Source organism: Herbaspirillum chlorophenolicum (assembly GCF_001189955.1).
GTDB lineage: Bacteria > Pseudomonadota > Gammaproteobacteria > Burkholderiales > Burkholderiaceae_D > Herbaspirillum > Herbaspirillum chlorophenolicum.
The window spans coordinates 93,554-109,137 of sequence record NZ_LFLT01000016.1 but is presented as its reverse complement, the minus strand read 5'-3'; the positions used below and the strand labels follow the sequence as shown (position 1 = coordinate 109,137).

Here is a 15,584-nt window from a genome sequence, read left to right as displayed (position 1 = left end):
TTGACCAGACCAAGAACTAAGCTTGGTTTAGTTTCAGTACGAGAGAAAAGGACGCTTCGGCGTCCTTTTCTTTTTCTGCATAAACAAACCTTGCATCAGGACGACAGGGCAGGTGTAGCCCGAGTCGAAGTCAGTTCTGCATCAACACATCATCAGGATGATGACACTCGACGACAAGTCTTGAGGCAAAATGCGAAGACGAAGAATAGATGATCAGAGGGAATAGATGCGCTTCCCGACAATGTTTTTGTATCCGCCGTTACGCCTTGTTGCACACAAAGCAAGAACTAAATGTGATGCGATATCGTCGAAGTGCCGGGATCGATGATGCCAGGCGCATCATGCAAAACCCGCTCCACCAACAACACCAAGCGAGGACAATATGACAACTACCCGCAAACTGATGCTCGGCGCCGCACTGGCGACTGCTTGCATCGCCGCACAGGCGCAGACTATCCAGACCACCGGCAGCATGGTGGTGGTACCGGCCACCGGTGAATTGAGTGTACCCAATGACCAGGCACACGTGACGCTGCAGGTCGAGGAGCAGGATAAGGACAAAACGGCCGCTGCTTCGCGCGTGAACCAGAAGATGAAGCAGGGTATCGATATCATCAAGCGTCAGGATCCGCAGGCTACGCTCAAGAGCTACGGCTATTACACCTATGCCATCTATGCTGAGCCGCAGCCGGTAACGCCGCAACAGCCTCGTGCCGTCCCCAAGACACGCCCCATTGTCGGCTGGCGCGTCGGCCAGTATCTGGAAGTGGTCACGCAAAATTTGGCCGGCCTGCCCAAGACGGTATCGTCGGCGCAGAGCCTCCTGAACCTGAACGGCCTGCAATTCGGCCTGAGCCCGGCCGCGACCAAGAAGCTGGATGCGGCGCTGTTCGATGCCACCTACAAGAACCTGGAAGAACGCATCGGTTTCATCGCCGGTTCCATGCATCGCACGGTATCGGATGCCGTGCTGGAGACGCTGGATTTTGAAGGCTCCGGCAACTACGCGGCCAACGATCGGCCGATGCCCAAGGCAGCGATGATGATGCGCGCAGACATGGCGCCGGAGGCGGCATCGGTGGCCGAACCCAGCTTTGAGCCGGGCGAGTCCACGGTCAGCATGCGCCTGGTCGGCAAGGTGCGCTTCAAATAAGCGGACACATCATTCGCAATCGGTTGCCCCGGTCATGACATGACGGCCAGGCACGACAGGAAGGGAGGCTATAATCGGCCTCTTTTCCGTTTTTAGGGCCCATCATGCGGGTAATGAAAAATTTCTCCGTGTTTCTGGCAACCGGCCTGTTGTCGATCGGATTGGCGCATGCCGACATCTGCGCGGATATGGGCGCCGCCTATCAGCAGTCGCAATCCCATTTTGACGGCTGGAAAAAAGAGGGCAAGGAAGGCGTCGGAAAGGAATACGGTTCCAACTTCCTGCTGGACGGCGCGCGCAGTTGCGCCATCAGCGGCGACTCCGCCGGTTACTCCTGCGTCTGGCGGTTCGCCACGCCGGTCGAACTGGGCCAGGCCTACCAGCGCATGGTGGGCGAGATCAAAGCCTGCCAGCCTTTGTTGAAGCAAGCGCCGGGCATCATCAATGACAAGCCTGAAGAGCGTACCCAGGGCAATCTGCGGCGTAGCATGGAAGTCACCGGTTTCGATTATGGCGACGCGGGGGTGGTGGTGATGGTGGGGCAGATGCAGGTCACCAGTATCCAGTCCGGCATCAATGTGTCGCGCAATGAGTTGAAGTTCTCCTTCGTGCGGGCCGCAGCGCGTCCCTGAGCCAGGTAAATACAGCAGGAGCGCGGCAGGCATCGCAGTGCGAAATGCCGGCCGATCGGTTCCTGGCCCTGCATTTCCAGGCCAATCTCATGCAAACAGAGATAAATCCGGCCGCAAAGCCCGTTCTTTGCGCCTGTGATGGTTGCATTTCGTTGCATTTGGCAGGGGCTGGACTAGAATAAGCACGCTTTTACTTTTGAAATTTCCGCGATCATTGGAGCAACATTGAACAATAACCACTATCCCCATCCCATTATCGCCCGTGAAGGCTGGCCATTCCTGACGATCGCCGTCGTGGTCGCACTGGTGACGACCTTCTTTTGCGGCGCCTGGTCGCTGCCCTTGTGGATCATCGCACTGTTCGTATTGCAGTTCTTCCGCGATCCGCCGCGCGTGATCCCGCAGCAAGCCAATGCCGTGTTGTCGCCGGCGGATGGCCGGATCGTGGTGGTAGCCCGTGCCCATGACCCCTATACCGACCGTGAAGCGCTGAAGATCAGCGTGTTCATGAACGTCTTCAACGTCCACTCCAATCGTGCGCCGGTGGACGGCAAGATTGAGACTGTCCAGTATTTCCCCGGCAAGTTCGTCAATGCCGACCTCGACAAGGCATCGCTGGAAAACGAACGCAATGCGCTGGCCATTACGACCACCACCGGCCACAGCGTGACTTGCGTGCAGGTCGCCGGCCTGATCGCGCGCCGTATCCTGTGCTATGTGAAAGCCGGCGACGTGCTGGCGCGCGGCCAGCGCTATGGTTTTATCCGCTTCGGTTCGCGCGTGGACGTGTATTTGCCGCTGAGCGCCACACCCAAAGTCACTGTCGGCGAAAAGGTCTCGGCCACTGAAACCATTCTGGCTGAACTCTGATTCCCCCGTTATCGCTCCGCGCGAAGCAAGTCTTTCTTCACGCGGTTTCCTGCAATATCAAACGATAAACATCAATGGCAACTTTCCGACGACGCAAAGCCAAAGGCGGCATCCCTTTCCCGAAATCCCTGCGCGGGCCCAAGGCCTATGCTTCGCAGCTGGATGAAGCGGGGCCGGGTGTGGTGCGCCGGCGGTCGCGCGGCATCTATCTGTTGCCCAATGCGTTTACCACCGCTGCATTGTTCTGCGGTTTCTACGCCATTGTGATGGCGATGAACCTGAAGTTCGACTATGCCTCCATTGCGATTTTCGTCGCCATGGTGCTGGACAGCCTGGACGGCCGCGTGGCGCGCATGACCAATACCCAGAGCGAGTTCGGTGCGCAATACGACAGCTTGTCCGACATGGTGTCTTTCGGCGCTGCGCCGGCGCTGGTGGTGTACGAATGGTCCTTGCGCGGCATGGGCAAACTCGGCTGGCTCGCGGCGTTCGTGTACTGCGCAGGCGGCGCATTGCGGCTGGCGCGATTCAATACCAACATCGCCGTGGTCGACAAGCGTTACTTCCAGGGCTTGCCCAGCCCGGCAGCGGCGGCATTGGTGGCCGGTTTCGTCTGGCTGATGGACGACCTGCGCTTTGCCGGCACCGACCTCAGCTGGGCCGCCTGGGTCATCACCCTCTACGCCGGTATCACCATGGTCACCAATGTGCCGTTCTACAGCTTCAAGGACGTCAACTTCCGCAAGCCCGTGCCGTTCATCGCCGCCTTGCTGGTAGTGGTCTTGCTGGTGGTGATTTCGAGCGATCCGTCCAAGGTGCTGTTTGGCCTGTTTGTGCTGTATGGCCTGTCGGGATATGGGGTGTATGTCTGGCAACGCGTGAAGGGCAAGCCGGTCAGTATCGTCCAGACCACGGACGAACATGGTGAGGATAGGCATTAAGCCAAGGCTGACGATAAGCTGACATGTCTTTCAAAAACGCTCGCTTTGCCGAGCGTTTTTGTTTGGTGGCAGCGATTGCATCCGGTGTGGGGAAATCACCTTGTTAAGCCGCTGAATTTTTCCTAGAATTTTGCCAAGGCTTTCGTTGGCTGTTCAGCGTTTACTGAGCTACGCTTGCAACAGACTTGGTAACGCTTCCCGCATCGCTTATTCACATGGCTATCGACACTTCGCTCAATACGCTCAGCAGCCTGTCCGCTTACACCGGTTCCAGCAGTCTTGGCAGCAGTACCGGCTCGGCATCGGGCGCCAATGCCGGAGGGACTGTTGCCGCAGTCGATAACCCGGCAGCGGTGCAGCAGGCGGTTGAACTGGCTGCGGATGCATCGGTCATCGTCAGTCTGGGCAATTCCAATTCAAGCAGCACGGACGGACTGATCTATAACGCGGCGGGCGTATTCAATTCCATTGTGGATGCAGGCACGGCCCAGAATGCGCCCAGCGATACTACCCAGAACCAGGCCACGCAGTCGCTTGACCAAGGCATTCTTTCCGGCATTGCATCGCCGCCCACCGCTGCCGGCATCTATAACGGTTCCGGTGAATTCACAGGCCTGGACACCGGCCTTACTTCGCAACTGAGCGCGCTGCTCAAATCCAATCCGGACATGACCGACAGCATTGTGAGCGATCTCGTAACACAGGGCATCGTCGGTTCGCTGTTTTCCACGACAGCCTGACCGGCTCTTGCCGAAGTCATCGGCAGGCTCTTAGAACCTGTTCAAAGTCTCGACGCGGTGGCTCAAATGCCCTTTCAGGCGGTCTGCGGCGTTGCAAAGCCTCGCCGGGCCACCGGCCCGGCTGCGTTTTGCGCCTTGCATCCCATCCTGAAATAGCATTTGATCCACTCGCGCAGAGCCTTTGAACAGGTTCTTAGTCCGCGATCAGTTTCGCCAGTAATTCACGCAGGGCCTCATCCTGGGCGCTGCGTTCGCTGACGCGGTGATCGACGCCGGGCAAGTCGACGATGCGGCATTGTTCTGCCGCATGCGCATTGGCGGCGATCAGCTCCGCAATTTCCTTTGGAATGACCTTGTCCTCGCTGGCGCGGATGAGCGTGATGCGGCCGCGATAGCCACGGATCAGCGCCAGCGAGTCGGCATCGCGCCAGCTATCCGGGCGTCGCAGCGCGGCGGTGAAGCCGGGACCGAAAGGGAGGTTGAATGCAGCGCCATCATAGATGGCGCCGACGATGGTCACCAGATGGGTAATCCGGTTTTCCGGCCGGCAGGCCAGGCGCATGGCGATCTCTCCGCTCATGCTCACGCCGATGACCGTACGCGGCGCCTCGGTAAAACGATCCAGCGCAGCCTGGGCCTCATCGACGCGCTTGGCCAATGAATTGGGGCTCAGTGCGGTGCTGTCGCCATGTCCGGAAAAATCGATGGCGGCGCTGGCGCAGCCCTGCAGGGCGAGCGTCTCCCGTACTGGCCACTGGCGTTCCCGGGTGCTTTGCCCGGCGCCATGCAGGAACAGGGTGTGCACGGCGCCACAGCCATTTGCGGAGATGAGGTCGCAAGCCAGCGTTTCCACGCCGGCTTGCAAATCGATATCTTGCCTGATGGCGCAATTGGCGCCTGCAGTCGGCTTGAAATGCATGGTTCAGTCCAGCGGCTGGCGGCGTTCCAGGCCAGGGGTGCTGGCGTAATATTGGCGTTTGGCCTCGTACATCAGCGTGTCCGCACGTTGAACCACGTGTTCCAGGCGTTCGCCCGGCATGGCAGTCACCGATCCCATGGACAGGCTTAATGTGATGCCGGAATAGAATTGGTTGTTGAGGTCGACCAGTTTCTGGATCTGTTCTATCAGCGCGGCGCAGCTGCGTTCGTCGGTGGCCGGCAGCAAGATGGCGAATTCGTCGCCGCCGGTGCGCGCCACGCTGCCCGGACGTTCCACCGCCTTGCCCAGCACTTCGCCCACGCGGCGCAGCAAGGCATCGCCGGCGGCGTGCCCGAGCTCGTCGTTGACTTCCTTCAGGCCGTTCAGGTCTGCCACGATGACGCTGACCGGGAAGGGCCCCTTGCGCTCCAGGCGGTTAAGCTCATCGACCATGTAGGCGCGGTTGTACAGTTTGGTCAGCTCGTCATGCTTGCCGAGGAATTCCAGATAGGCTTCCGCCTTCTTGCGCGCGGTGATGTCGGTCAGCGCCACCAGCACCAGTCCCCAGCTGTCTTCGTGGCCGGGGAAGACCGAGAATTGCAGGTGTACGTACAGTTGGTCCCCGGTGAGCGAATAGTTCACCACTTCGCGCTGATGGAACAGGTTGCCGTTCCATAGTTCGATCAGCTGCTCGTTGAAATGGTGGTGCATGTCGTCGCGGAAGATATCCGACAGGCGCGACAGCAGCGTCGCCTTGTCCGGCGCAGCGAACATGGAAAGCGTTTGCAGGTTGACGTCGATGACGCGGATTTCCTGCATGCAGCGCTCGACGAATTCCGGATGCACATCGGTAAAGGTGCGGAAATCGGTGATGCCGATGCGGTGCAGGTCGTCGAACAGGCGCTTGACCTGGCTGAAGTCTTCCACCCACAGCGAGATCGGCGAATACTCGAACAGGCCGCGCGCATAGTTTTCGCTGCGCGAAAGCTTCTTGCGCGCCGTTTCGCGTTCGGTGACATTTTCGATGGCGAGCAGGATGTAATCCCAGCTCTCTTCGCTGCCGGGCATGATGCGCCCGGAGAGCTGGATATCCAGCCGTTTGCCGCCGAGCGTGTAGTTGACCGTGTAGCTCGAGAAGTTCTGCTTGCCTTCCCACAGTTGTACCAGTTCGTCGATGAACGTGTCGATCATGTCATCGCGGAACACCTTGTCCAGGTTGGCAACCAGGTGTTCCAGGTCGCGCGCTTCATACCATTCCAGTGTGCGGCGGTTGACGTCGACTACGCGGATCTGGCGTGCGCAAGCCTGCGCGCGCGTCAGGTCTTCTTTCAGGTAAGCCCGCAGATCGACTACGCCTTGTGCGCGCCATTCGTCGAACAGGCGCTTCATGCCGCTATAGTCTTCTTTCCAGAGGGAAACTGGAGTCAGGTCGAAGGTTTCCTGCTCGGACAACGCCTGGGCAGGATTGCGTGAAGCCGGGGAAGCATTGGAGGGATGGTCGTTCTGCATAACACTTCATCTTTGAGGGATGATGGAAGTGTAATGGTTTTACGGAAATCTCTGCAGTAACTTCGAATATTGGGTCAAAGTATTTGTATAAATATGTGGCCAGAAGCACGGCGTTTATGGAGATTGACGACGGGAAATGTTTTCCCGCCGTCTTCGTCCATAAGGTCACTGGCCGGCAGGCGCGGTTTGTTGTCCCCAATTCAGCAATCGCTTGCATGCCGACAAGAGACGCCGGGGCCATGGTTGCAATTGCGGCCGCAGGCACAGGACTTCGCCTCCCTGCGGCGTCATGATTTCCACCCAGCCGGCGTGTTCGATCCCGATGGCTTGCCCATCGCTCAGGGTGCTGTGCCGTTCTACCAGCTGGTCGAACATCCATTGCGGCGCCTGGGTGACGCGTGCCGATGATGCATTGTTCACCACCAGGCTGCCGGCGGGCAGCCACACTTGCATGGTCTGGCCGCGCGCCAGCCGGACAGTTTGGCTGGCTAGCGGATAGCTGGGGGTTGGACTTTGCATGATGTTCCTCCGTCTGTTGGGTTCTGAGAACCTGTTCAACATCTCGCCGAGCTTGTTCAAATGCCCTTTCAGGCGGTCTGCGGCGTTGCAAAGCCTCGCCGGGCCGCACGGCCCGTCTACGTTTTGCGCCTTGCATCCCATCCTGAAATGACATTTGCCCAACTCTCGCCGAGATGTTGAACAGGTTCTTGAAGTCTAAGGAGAGCGGCAAAAGCGCAACAGGCACAGGAAAAAACAGACTGTGGCGTAACAGGCAGTGAATTTTGAATCTGTTATCGTCTTTTTTCGAATACTCTGTATCTGTTCTGGTTTTTGCTGCAAGAAGATGATGCTGTTATGGATACCAGCCTGCTTATTCCCGACTCTACCGACACCCGGCCGGCGCTGACCGACGGCACGGTTTCCGCCCCTTCAGGCTCCGACGCCGTACCCGATGCCGGTGCTTCCCGCATGCCGCTGTACCGTAAGCTGGCCGAGCATTATCAGGGCGCCATACAGGCCGGCACCCTGGTGGTAGGCGACCGCATGCCATCGGTGCGCGACCTGATGCGCCAGCACCAGGTCAGCCTGTCGACTTCCTTGCAGACTTTGCGCCATATGGAAGAGGGGGGCTGGCTGGAAGCGCGGCCCCGTTCCGGCTACTTTGTGCGCCAGCCGCGCCGCTCGGCGATCCGCCCGGTGCAGGAGCCCAAGAGCCTGATGGCGATCGATCCGGCCCAATACGTCGGCATCCACGAAAAGGTCTCCAAGTACATCGCGCTGCGCCAGAAGTGCGCACCGCGCATCGACTTGTCCGGAATGACTTGCGCGCCGGAGCTATATGCCGTCGATACCCTCAAGCAGGCCGCCATGCGCGCCTTGCGCGAGCATCCTGAGCTGCTTACCAGCGCCATGCCGCACAATGGCAACCAGGGGTTCCGGCAGGCGGTGGCGCGCCGCGCACTCAACGCCGGCATGCGCATCGACGCCGATGAGGTAGTGGTCACGCACGGCTGCATCGAGGCGCTCAACCTTGCGCTGCGCGCCGTCGCCGGCCCTGGCGACACCATCGCAGTGGAGTCGCCGACCTACTTTGGCTTGTTGCAGGCACTGGAGAACCTCGGTATGCGCGCGCTGGAGATCCCGACCAGCCCGCATACGGGGATTTCGGCCGAGGCGCTGGAACTGGCAGTGCGCACCTACGGCAATATCAAGGCCGTGGTGGTCGTGCCCAACCTGCAGAACCCGCTCGGTTGCATCATGCCCGATGTCAACAAGGATAAGCTGGTGCGCCTGTGCGAAGAATTGCATCTGCCGCTGATCGAGGATGACGCCTACACCGAGCTGGCCGATGGCAATGTGGCGCCTTCGACGCTCAAGAGCCGCGACCGCAGCGGCAATGTGATCTATTGCGTTTCGCTCAACAAGGTGCTGGCGCCGGGCATGCGCCTGGGTTGGATGAACGGCGGCCGTTGGCATGAGCGGGTGATGATGCTCAAGTTCACCCATACCCGCGCCAATGAGGAGTGGACCCAGATCACGGCCGCCGATTTTCTTGCCAGTCCGGCTTACGACCGCCATCTGCGGCGTCTGCGCGAGCTGCTCAAGGAGCAGCGCGAGCGCATGGCTGAATCGATCGCTGCGTACTTCCCGGAAGGCACGCGCCTGACCGTGCCCAGCGGTGGCGTCGGCATGTGGGTGGAACTGCCCTCGCAGGTGTGCTCGCAGCGCCTGTTTGAGCAGGCGCTGGCGGAGGGCGTCGGGGTATCGCCTGGCGCGATCTTTTCCAACTCCAACCGTTATGGGCATTTCCTGCGCATCTGCTGCGGCCATCCCTTCACCCGTGAACTGGATCAGGCCTTGCGCCAGTTGGGCCAGATCGGGCATAGCCTGGCAGCCTGACAGGTTTATTTGATGTATCTCCAAAGCTGCTTTTGTAAGCGGCTTTTTTTTCAGCCACGCCGTTCTGGCAGGACTCGCCGCGCTTGAAAAGTCTCCCCCCGAAAGATTGGAAAAAATGGCCCGCCATGCAGTGGCCATTGCGTGCGCATTTGTCGTTTACATGAGTAAGGAAAATGTAAAGACGATGTACACTGGCACAACATTGCCGCCATTGATCGGGGACTCCTTAATGCAATCGCCTGAATCGCTTTCTAACGACAATCCGGAGCATCTGGCCTCGCTGCGACAAGCCATCGATGCCCACATGGCGGGGCAGTTGGACGCCGCTGCCGCCGTCTATGAGGCGGTGCTGGAACAGGACCCGATCCAGCCGCTGGCGCTGCATTACTTCGGTATTTACCTGCATCAGGTCGGTCGGCACGATGAAGCTGTCGAAAAACTGATGCTGTCCTGCGCCCTCGAGTCTGAGGATGCGGGCTGGCAAAACGACCTCGGCAATGTGCTGTTTGCGCTTGGCCGCTTCGATGAGGCCGAGCAAGCCTACGGCGATGCGCTGGCCATCGCTCCCGGCGACCATACGATCTGGAATAACCTCGGCGCCGCCCAACTGCAGCAAGGCAAGCAAGAAGACGCAACACAGTCTTTCCTGCGCGTGGTGGAGATCGATCCCGAATTCGTCCCGGCCTTGCTCCACCTGGGCAATATCCATGAGGCGGCAGGCGACAAGATGCAGGCCTCTCATTACCAATGCCGCGCCTACGTGCTGCCGCCGCTGGAAGGCAAGTCCAAGCAGATGCTGGGGATTTCCTTCTACTTCCTCGGCCGTCTGCAGGAAGCCGCACAGGCTTACCGCGCCTGGCTGGAGGAAGAACCGGGCAATCCGATCGCGGCTCACATGCTGGCCGCATGTTCGCAACTGGATGTGCCTGAGCGCGCATCGGACCGCTATATCGAATTCCACTTCGACCACTACGCCGATACCTTCGAATCCAACCTGCTGGAGAGCCTGGGTTACCGCGGTCCCCGCCTGATCGGCGAGGGCCTGGCCTTGGTGGCACAGCCTGCGCGCCAGTTCGAGGCGCTCGATATCGGTTGCGGCACCGGCCTGTGCGGCCCCTACATGGCGCCGTTCGCGCATACGATCACCGGCGTCGACCTGGCGGGCAAGATGCTGGAGAAGGCACGGGCCGGCGGGCATTATGCCCATCTCGAAAAGGCCGAGATCGGCGATTACCTGAGCCGCCATCCCTTGTCCTGCGACCTAGTGGCGGCAGCCGACACCATGATCTACTTCGGCGACCTTGGCGTCGTGTTCAGGCAGGTTGCCGGCGCGCTGCGCAAGGACGGCTATTTCATCTTCACGGTGGAAGCGGTCGAGCCGCAGGATACGGCGCCATCAGGCTTTTGCCTGCACGCCAGCGGACGCTATCGGCACAGCCGCGACTATGTGCGCCAGCATTTGAAAAACAGCGGAATGGAAGTGGTGCACGACAGCGACCAGATCCTGCGCGAGGAGATCCGGCAGTCGGTGGCCGGCATACTGTTCGTGGCGAAACGCCTGGGGTAGCTTGGGTTGCCGGGCAAACCGGCAACCCGCCCTAAAACGCAATGGATATCAGGCGGCCTTCAGGGCCGCTTCGACTTTCTGGCGGCTTGGGATGGGCTCGACCGCACCGTAGCCGGTGGTCGACAGCGCCGCCGCCACATTGGCGTAACGCGCGGCGCTGAAAGGATCGCGGCCCGCCACCAATTCCGCCACAAAGGCGCCGCCGAAGCAGTCGCCGGCGCCGGTGGCGTCCAACGCCTGCACGGGATACGGCGCCACCATGCGGCGTTCGTCGGGCGTGGCGACATAGCAGCCTTGCTCGCCCAGCTTGAACGCCACCAGCTTGACACCATACGACAGCAACTGGTCGACGATGGCGTCGCGGTCTTCCAGGCCGGTCAGCATGGAAACGTCTTCCCAGCTTGGCAGGCAGATGTCGCACAGCTTGAAGGCCTCGACCATCTTCTCGCGGGCGCGTTCCAGCGGCCACAGGCGCAGGCGCAAGTTGGTGTCCAGCGATGTCAGTACGCCGGATTTGCGCGCGTGGGCCATCGCGGCCAGGCCGCTGTCGCAGGCGCTTTCGCTGATGGCTAGGCTGATGCCGGACAAGTGCAGCACATGGGCCCGGGCGATGTCGTCCAGCGGCAATTGCTGCGGCGTGTAGCGGCTGGCGGCAGAACCGGCGCGCAGGTAGTGGAAGTGGTGGCCGGCCCCGTCATGGGTGACGAAGTAGATGCCGGTCGAGGCGCCCGGGACGACGCTGATATGCTCGGTGCCGACCTTTTCCGTCTGCCACAGGTCCAGCAGGTTGCGGCCGAAGTGGTCGTCGCCGACCGCGCTGATGTAGGCGCAATCGGCGCCTTGGCGGGCGGCGGCGATGGCGAAGTTGGAGGTGTCGCCGCCGAAGCCTTCCAGATAATTGCGCGACTGGGAAATGCTCTGGTTGAATTCCACCATGGCTTCGCCGTAGGCGAGGATCTTGTTGCTCATGTTCTTGACTGTGCTGGCTGTGGATGGGTCAGAAGAAGGTCTGGACGATGTCGATCACGTCGAACTTCCCGTCCACCACCGGCAGGTGGCGCCACTTGTCGAAGGTCAGGCAGGGGTGCGAGATGTCGAAGGCGATCATGTCGCCGACCTTGATGTCGTCGCCGGCGGCGATCTTCAGGTAGGCGTGCTGGTCCATCATGCCGGTCACTTCCCAGTGCGCGGGCGTGGCCGACGGCTGGCTGTCGTTGCCCGGGCGGAAGCGCGCGACCGGCAGCGGCAGGCCGGCATCGAAGGCGGCATCGCGCTTGCCCAGCGCAATGATGGCCTTGTCGGTTTCGGGGATCGATTGCACGTAGGCCCACAGCTGCAGCGCCGGTTGCAGCTGGCTGCGCATGCTGTGCGCGACCGGGTTGCGTACCTGGATCTGCGCCTGCGCGGCGCGGTAGATGCCGACGTCGTGCGTCAGGTAGCAGCCGGGGCGCAGCACCACGTCGAGCGGCACGCCGATGTCGGCCTGGGCGAACTCTTCTGCCACCACGTCGTACCAGGCCGAACCGGCGCCGGTCAGCACCGCCGGGCCGCGCGCCACGCGCTTGGCCAGCAGGCCTTGCTGCGCGAGCGCCTTGGCACAGGCCACTGCGCGCTGCAGGAATGTGCGGATGTCCACTTCTTCCTTGAGCACGCCTTCATACACTTCCACGCCGGCCAGCGCGATGCTGTCCCAGCGCTTGACGGCTTCCAGCACGGCGGCTTGCTGCTCGTCATTGCGCACGCCGGTGCGCCCGCCGGCCGGGCCCAGCTCCAGCAGCACGTTCAGGGTTTGCTTGCGTTCGGCGAAGAAACGGCCGAGCTGGTCGACGAGGTCGGCCGAGTCCACCAGGCAAAAGAATTCGAAAGAGGGATCGGCCAGCAGCTCCGAGATGATCGCCATGTTGCGCTTGCCTACCAGCTGGTTGGCCATGATCACGCGGCGCACGCCATGGCGGTAGCCGGCCAGGGTCTGGTGTGCGGTGGCCAGGGTGATGCCCCAGGCGCCGGTGTCGAGCTGGCGCTTGAACAGCTTGGGCGCCATGGTGGTCTTGCCGTGCGGCGCCAGCTTTACCTTGTATTGGCCGACGAAGTCCTGCATCCACTTGAGGTTGTGTGCGAGTTTTTCTTCGTAGAGAACGGCGGTCGGGAGGCTGATGTCTTCATTGAGCAGGTTCCACTTGACCGAACCTGCCTGCTGCGGCGCCAGCGGCTGCTCCAGGGAGCCCAGGCCCTTGTTTACAGGGTCGATGATGCCGGTCTGATAAGCAATTTGGTAGTTTGTATCATTCATCGCAATTATTCCTGTAAAAATTGGATTGACGTAATAATACCCTTGAATTTACTATGTTTTAAGCGTGTTAGTAAATAACATAAATTGTTTCCGGAAAACATATTCCGCAAGCTGCGGCACAGCATACGCAAATCTTCGACTTGATTTCATGGCCCACACTTTCGACATCGTCTCCCGCATCACCGAGCGCAGCAGCACGCTGCGCCTGGCCGAACAGAAGGTGGCCGAGGCCATCCTGGGCGACCTGTCGTCGGCCGCCAGCGCCAGCATCGGTGAATTGGCGTCCAAGGCCGGCGTATCCGTAGCCAGCGTGACACGTTTCGCCAAGGCCATGGGCTGCCGCGACGTGCGTGAGTTCAAGTTCCTGCTGGCGCAGGCGGTGGCGGTGGGGCAGCGCTTCTTCGACGGCGCCAAGGCCGCGCCTTCCGCGCAGCCGCCGGAACTGGCTGATCTGGTCTACAACGATATCCACGCGGTGCTGGAGCTCAACCGCGCCATGCTCAATCCGGACATGCTGATGGAAGCCGCCGGCCTCCTGCGCGATGCCCGCATGATCTACTGTTTCGGCATGGGCGGCGGTTCCACCATGATGTCCGACGAGGCGCGCTATCGCCTGGTGCGCCTGGGGCGCCCGGTGGCGACCTATCACGATGCCATGCTGCAAAAGATGGTGGCCGCCACGCTGGAAAAGAACGACGTGCTGCTGGTGTTTTCCGCTACCGGCAATGTGCCTGAACTGCTGGCCAATTGCGAGGTGGCGCGCGAATATGGCGTCAAGATGATCGCCATTACCGCACTCGGTTCGCCGCTGGCGAAGATGGCCGATGTGCTGCTGCCGATCAAGACGCTGGAAACCGACCTGATTTTCAAACCGTCCTCATCACGCTACGCCATGATGGTGACGCTCGACATGCTGGTGCTGGAGCTTGCCCTGCTGCAGAAAGAGAACAGCCAGGAGCGCCTGCGCCGGCTGAAATACGTGCTCGACACGCATCGCGGCGGAGGCGATCGCCACCAGCCGCTGGGAGACTGATATGACCCTTGCCAATTCCAATTCCACATCTGCCACCGGCCATTGCGATACGCTGATCCGCAACGCCCTCGTCATTGATGGTACCGGCGCTGATCCTGTCGCGGCGGATGTCGCCGTGACGGCCGGCCGCATCGCCGCTATCGGCCAATTGTCCGGCTGGCAGGCGGACACCACCATCGACGCTACCGGCCGCGTGCTCTCGCCCGGCTTCATCGACGTGCATACGCATGACGACACCAACGTCATCCGCACCCCCGAGATGTTTCCCAAGCTGTCGCAGGGCGTGACGACCGTGGTGGTCGGCAATTGCGGCATCAGCGCCGCGCCGGTGAGCCTCAAGGGCGATCCGCCCGATCCGATGAACTTGCTGGGCAAGTCCGAGGCTTTCCATTACCCGACCTTCGCCAGTTATGTGGCGGCGGTCAATGCCGCGCAGCCATCGATCAACGTCGCTGCACTGGTCGGCCATACGGCACTGCGCAACAACCATATGGACCGCCTCGACCGCGCCGCCAGCGAGCAAGAGATCGCCGGCATGCGCGCGCAACTGAACGAGGCGCTGGAGCACGGCGCGCTGGGCCTGTCCACCGGCCTGGCCTACGGCAACGCGATCAACGCGCCCACCGCCGAAGTACTGGCGCTGGCCGAGCCGCTGGCCGAGTTCGGCGCCATGTACGCCACCCACCTGCGCAGCGAATTCGCCGACATCCTCGATGCCATGGATGAGGCATTCCGCATCGGCAAGCATGCGCGCGTGCCGGTGGTGATTTCGCACCTGAAGTGCGCCGGCGTCGAGAACTGGGGACGCAGCGGCGAAGTGCTCAAGGCGCTGGAATTGGCCGGCAAGCATCAGCACGTCGGCTGCGACTGCTATCCCTATACCGCCAGCTCGTCGACATTGGACCTCAAGCAGGTGACCGACGCTTACGATATCCAGGTCACCTGGTCCGAGCCGCATCCGGAACAAGGCGGCAAGATGCTCAAGCAGGTCGCCGCCGAATGGCAGGTCGACCTGCATGCCGCGGCCGCCCGCCTGATGCCGGCCGGCGCCGTCTACCACTGCATGTCGGACGATGACGTCAACCGCATCCTGTCCCATCCGGCCACCGTGGTCGGTTCCGATGGCCTGCCTAACGATCCGTTGCCGCACCCGCGCCTGTGGGGCGCTTTCCCGCGCGTGCTCGGCTATTACAGCCGCGAACAGAAGCTGTTCTCGCTGGCGGCTGCGGTGCGCAAGATGACCGGCCTGTCGGCGCTGCGTTTCGGCTTGCACGAGCGCGGCTTCGTGCGGGAAGGCTATTGGGCCGACCTGGTGCTGTTCGATGCCGATACCGTGCGCGACGCTGCCAGCTTCACCGACCCGATGCAGCCGGCGCATGGCATCGATGCGGTTTGGGTCAATGGCAAGCTGGCCTATCGCGGCAGCGACAAGAAAGCCACCGGCGAGCGCGCCGGGCGTTTCCTGGCGCGCCAGCCGCGCGAGACGGAAGCGGAGCGGGCCTTCGCGCACGTTTAAGCGTTGGGCGGTAT

General features: G+C 61.2%; 14 protein-coding genes. 9 read left to right on the top strand and 5 right to left on the bottom strand.

Annotated elements, in window-relative coordinates:
- Nucleotides 1-382 precede the first annotated feature (382 nt).
- The 5 genes from AKL28_RS12075 (at nt 383) to AKL28_RS12055 (ending at nt 4,336) form a co-directional block, all read left to right on the top strand.
- Nucleotides 383-1,153: an SIMPL domain-containing protein gene (locus tag AKL28_RS12075; RefSeq protein ID WP_050468386.1), complete on the top strand. Its 771-nt coding sequence runs from the start codon at nt 383-385 to the stop codon at nt 1,151-1,153.
- Nucleotides 1,154-1,266: 113 nt separating this feature from the next.
- On the top strand, nt 1,267-1,785 hold the full coding sequence (locus AKL28_RS12070) for a vesicle formation protein (protein ID WP_231602411.1): 519 nt from the start codon (nt 1,267-1,269) through the stop codon (nt 1,783-1,785).
- A gap of 225 nt (nt 1,786-2,010) precedes the next feature.
- Nucleotides 2,011-2,655, top strand: coding sequence for a phosphatidylserine decarboxylase (locus tag AKL28_RS12065; protein WP_050468384.1), 645 nt, complete (start codon nt 2,011-2,013; stop codon nt 2,653-2,655).
- Nucleotides 2,656-2,729: 74 nt separating this feature from the next.
- Nucleotides 2,730-3,596, top strand: coding sequence for a CDP-diacylglycerol--serine O-phosphatidyltransferase (gene pssA, locus AKL28_RS12060; protein ID WP_050468383.1), 867 nt, complete (start codon nt 2,730-2,732; stop codon nt 3,594-3,596).
- A 215-nt stretch (nt 3,597-3,811) separates the two neighbouring features.
- Nucleotides 3,812-4,336: a hypothetical protein gene (locus AKL28_RS12055; protein ID WP_050468382.1), complete on the top strand. Its 525-nt coding sequence runs from the start codon at nt 3,812-3,814 to the stop codon at nt 4,334-4,336.
- Between the two features lie 193 nt (nt 4,337-4,529).
- Here AKL28_RS12055 and AKL28_RS12050 read toward each other — a convergent pair whose 3' ends face one another.
- From AKL28_RS12050 to AKL28_RS12040, 3 genes are all read right to left on the bottom strand, one after another.
- A complete protein-coding gene (locus tag AKL28_RS12050) occupies nt 4,530-5,255 on the bottom strand; it encodes an alpha/beta fold hydrolase (RefSeq protein WP_050468381.1) in 726 nt (241 codons plus the stop codon).
- Nucleotides 5,256-5,258: 3 nt separating this feature from the next.
- Nucleotides 5,259-6,764: a sensor domain-containing diguanylate cyclase gene (locus AKL28_RS12045; RefSeq protein ID WP_050468380.1), complete on the bottom strand. Its 1,506-nt coding sequence runs from the start codon at nt 6,762-6,764 to the stop codon at nt 5,259-5,261.
- A 165-nt stretch (nt 6,765-6,929) separates the two neighbouring features.
- Complete coding sequence (locus AKL28_RS12040; RefSeq protein ID WP_050468379.1) at nt 6,930-7,283, bottom strand: hypothetical protein; 354 nt, start codon at nt 7,281-7,283, stop codon at nt 6,930-6,932.
- 336 nt (nt 7,284-7,619) lie between these two features.
- On the opposite strand from AKL28_RS12040, the gene AKL28_RS12035 reads away from it, so the two are divergent.
- Together AKL28_RS12035 and AKL28_RS12030 are read left to right on the top strand one after the other, a co-directional pair.
- Nucleotides 7,620-9,164 carry an aminotransferase-like domain-containing protein gene (locus tag AKL28_RS12035; RefSeq protein ID WP_050468378.1) on the top strand — a complete coding sequence of 515 codons (1,545 nt, stop codon included), beginning with the start codon at nt 7,620-7,622 and terminating at the stop codon, nt 9,162-9,164.
- A 229-nt stretch (nt 9,165-9,393) separates the two neighbouring features.
- Nucleotides 9,394-10,731, top strand: a complete 1,338-nt coding sequence (locus AKL28_RS12030) for a tetratricopeptide repeat protein (protein WP_050468377.1) — start codon at nt 9,394-9,396, stop codon at nt 10,729-10,731.
- Between the two features lie 48 nt (nt 10,732-10,779).
- Here the strand turns inward: AKL28_RS12030 and AKL28_RS12025 are convergent, their stop codons facing one another.
- Together AKL28_RS12025 and AKL28_RS12020 are read right to left on the bottom strand one after the other, a co-directional pair.
- Complete coding sequence (locus AKL28_RS12025) at nt 10,780-11,700, bottom strand: sugar kinase (RefSeq protein ID WP_050468376.1); 921 nt, start codon at nt 11,698-11,700, stop codon at nt 10,780-10,782.
- 28 nt (nt 11,701-11,728) lie between these two features.
- Complete coding sequence (locus AKL28_RS12020; protein ID WP_050468375.1) at nt 11,729-13,021, bottom strand: amino acid deaminase; 1,293 nt, start codon at nt 13,019-13,021, stop codon at nt 11,729-11,731.
- 148 nt (nt 13,022-13,169) lie between these two features.
- Here AKL28_RS12020 and AKL28_RS12015 point away from each other — a divergent pair, with 148 nt between their 5' ends.
- Together AKL28_RS12015 and AKL28_RS12010 are read left to right on the top strand one after the other, a co-directional pair.
- Nucleotides 13,170-14,054 carry a MurR/RpiR family transcriptional regulator gene (locus tag AKL28_RS12015; RefSeq protein WP_050468374.1) on the top strand — a complete coding sequence of 295 codons (885 nt, stop codon included), beginning with the start codon at nt 13,170-13,172 and terminating at the stop codon, nt 14,052-14,054.
- Between the two features lies 1 nt (nt 14,055).
- A complete protein-coding gene (locus AKL28_RS12010) occupies nt 14,056-15,570 on the top strand; it encodes an N-acyl-D-amino-acid deacylase family protein (RefSeq protein WP_050468373.1) in 1,515 nt (504 codons plus the stop codon).
- Nucleotides 15,571-15,584 lie beyond the last annotated feature (14 nt).

What these genes read in the sequence shown, in the direction of transcription:
- pssA (WP_050468383.1), top strand. Translation starts at nt 2,730, where the DNA reads ATGGCAACTTTCCGACGACGCAAAGCCAAAGGCGGCATCCCTTTCCCG.
- AKL28_RS12075 (WP_050468386.1), top strand. Translation starts at nt 383, where the DNA reads ATGACAACTACCCGCAAACTGATGCTCGGCGCCGCACTGGCGACTGCT.
- AKL28_RS12045 (WP_050468380.1), bottom strand. Translation starts at nt 6,764, where the DNA reads ATGCAGAACGACCATCCCTCCAATGCTTCCCCGGCTTCACGCAATCCT.
- AKL28_RS12040 (WP_050468379.1), bottom strand. Translation starts at nt 7,283, where the DNA reads ATGCAAAGTCCAACCCCCAGCTATCCGCTAGCCAGCCAAACTGTCCGG.
- AKL28_RS12030 (WP_050468377.1), top strand. Translation starts at nt 9,394, where the DNA reads ATGCAATCGCCTGAATCGCTTTCTAACGACAATCCGGAGCATCTGGCC.
- AKL28_RS12055 (WP_050468382.1), top strand. Translation starts at nt 3,812, where the DNA reads ATGGCTATCGACACTTCGCTCAATACGCTCAGCAGCCTGTCCGCTTAC.
- AKL28_RS12010 (WP_050468373.1), top strand. Translation starts at nt 14,056, where the DNA reads ATGACCCTTGCCAATTCCAATTCCACATCTGCCACCGGCCATTGCGAT.
- AKL28_RS12035 (WP_050468378.1), top strand. Translation starts at nt 7,620, where the DNA reads ATGGATACCAGCCTGCTTATTCCCGACTCTACCGACACCCGGCCGGCG.
- AKL28_RS12025 (WP_050468376.1), bottom strand. Translation starts at nt 11,700, where the DNA reads ATGAGCAACAAGATCCTCGCCTACGGCGAAGCCATGGTGGAATTCAAC.
- AKL28_RS12015 (WP_050468374.1), top strand. Translation starts at nt 13,170, where the DNA reads ATGGCCCACACTTTCGACATCGTCTCCCGCATCACCGAGCGCAGCAGC.
- AKL28_RS12050 (WP_050468381.1), bottom strand. Translation starts at nt 5,255, where the DNA reads ATGCATTTCAAGCCGACTGCAGGCGCCAATTGCGCCATCAGGCAAGAT.
- AKL28_RS12070 (WP_231602411.1), top strand. Translation starts at nt 1,267, where the DNA reads ATGAAAAATTTCTCCGTGTTTCTGGCAACCGGCCTGTTGTCGATCGGA.
- AKL28_RS12020 (WP_050468375.1), bottom strand. Translation starts at nt 13,021, where the DNA reads ATGAATGATACAAACTACCAAATTGCTTATCAGACCGGCATCATCGAC.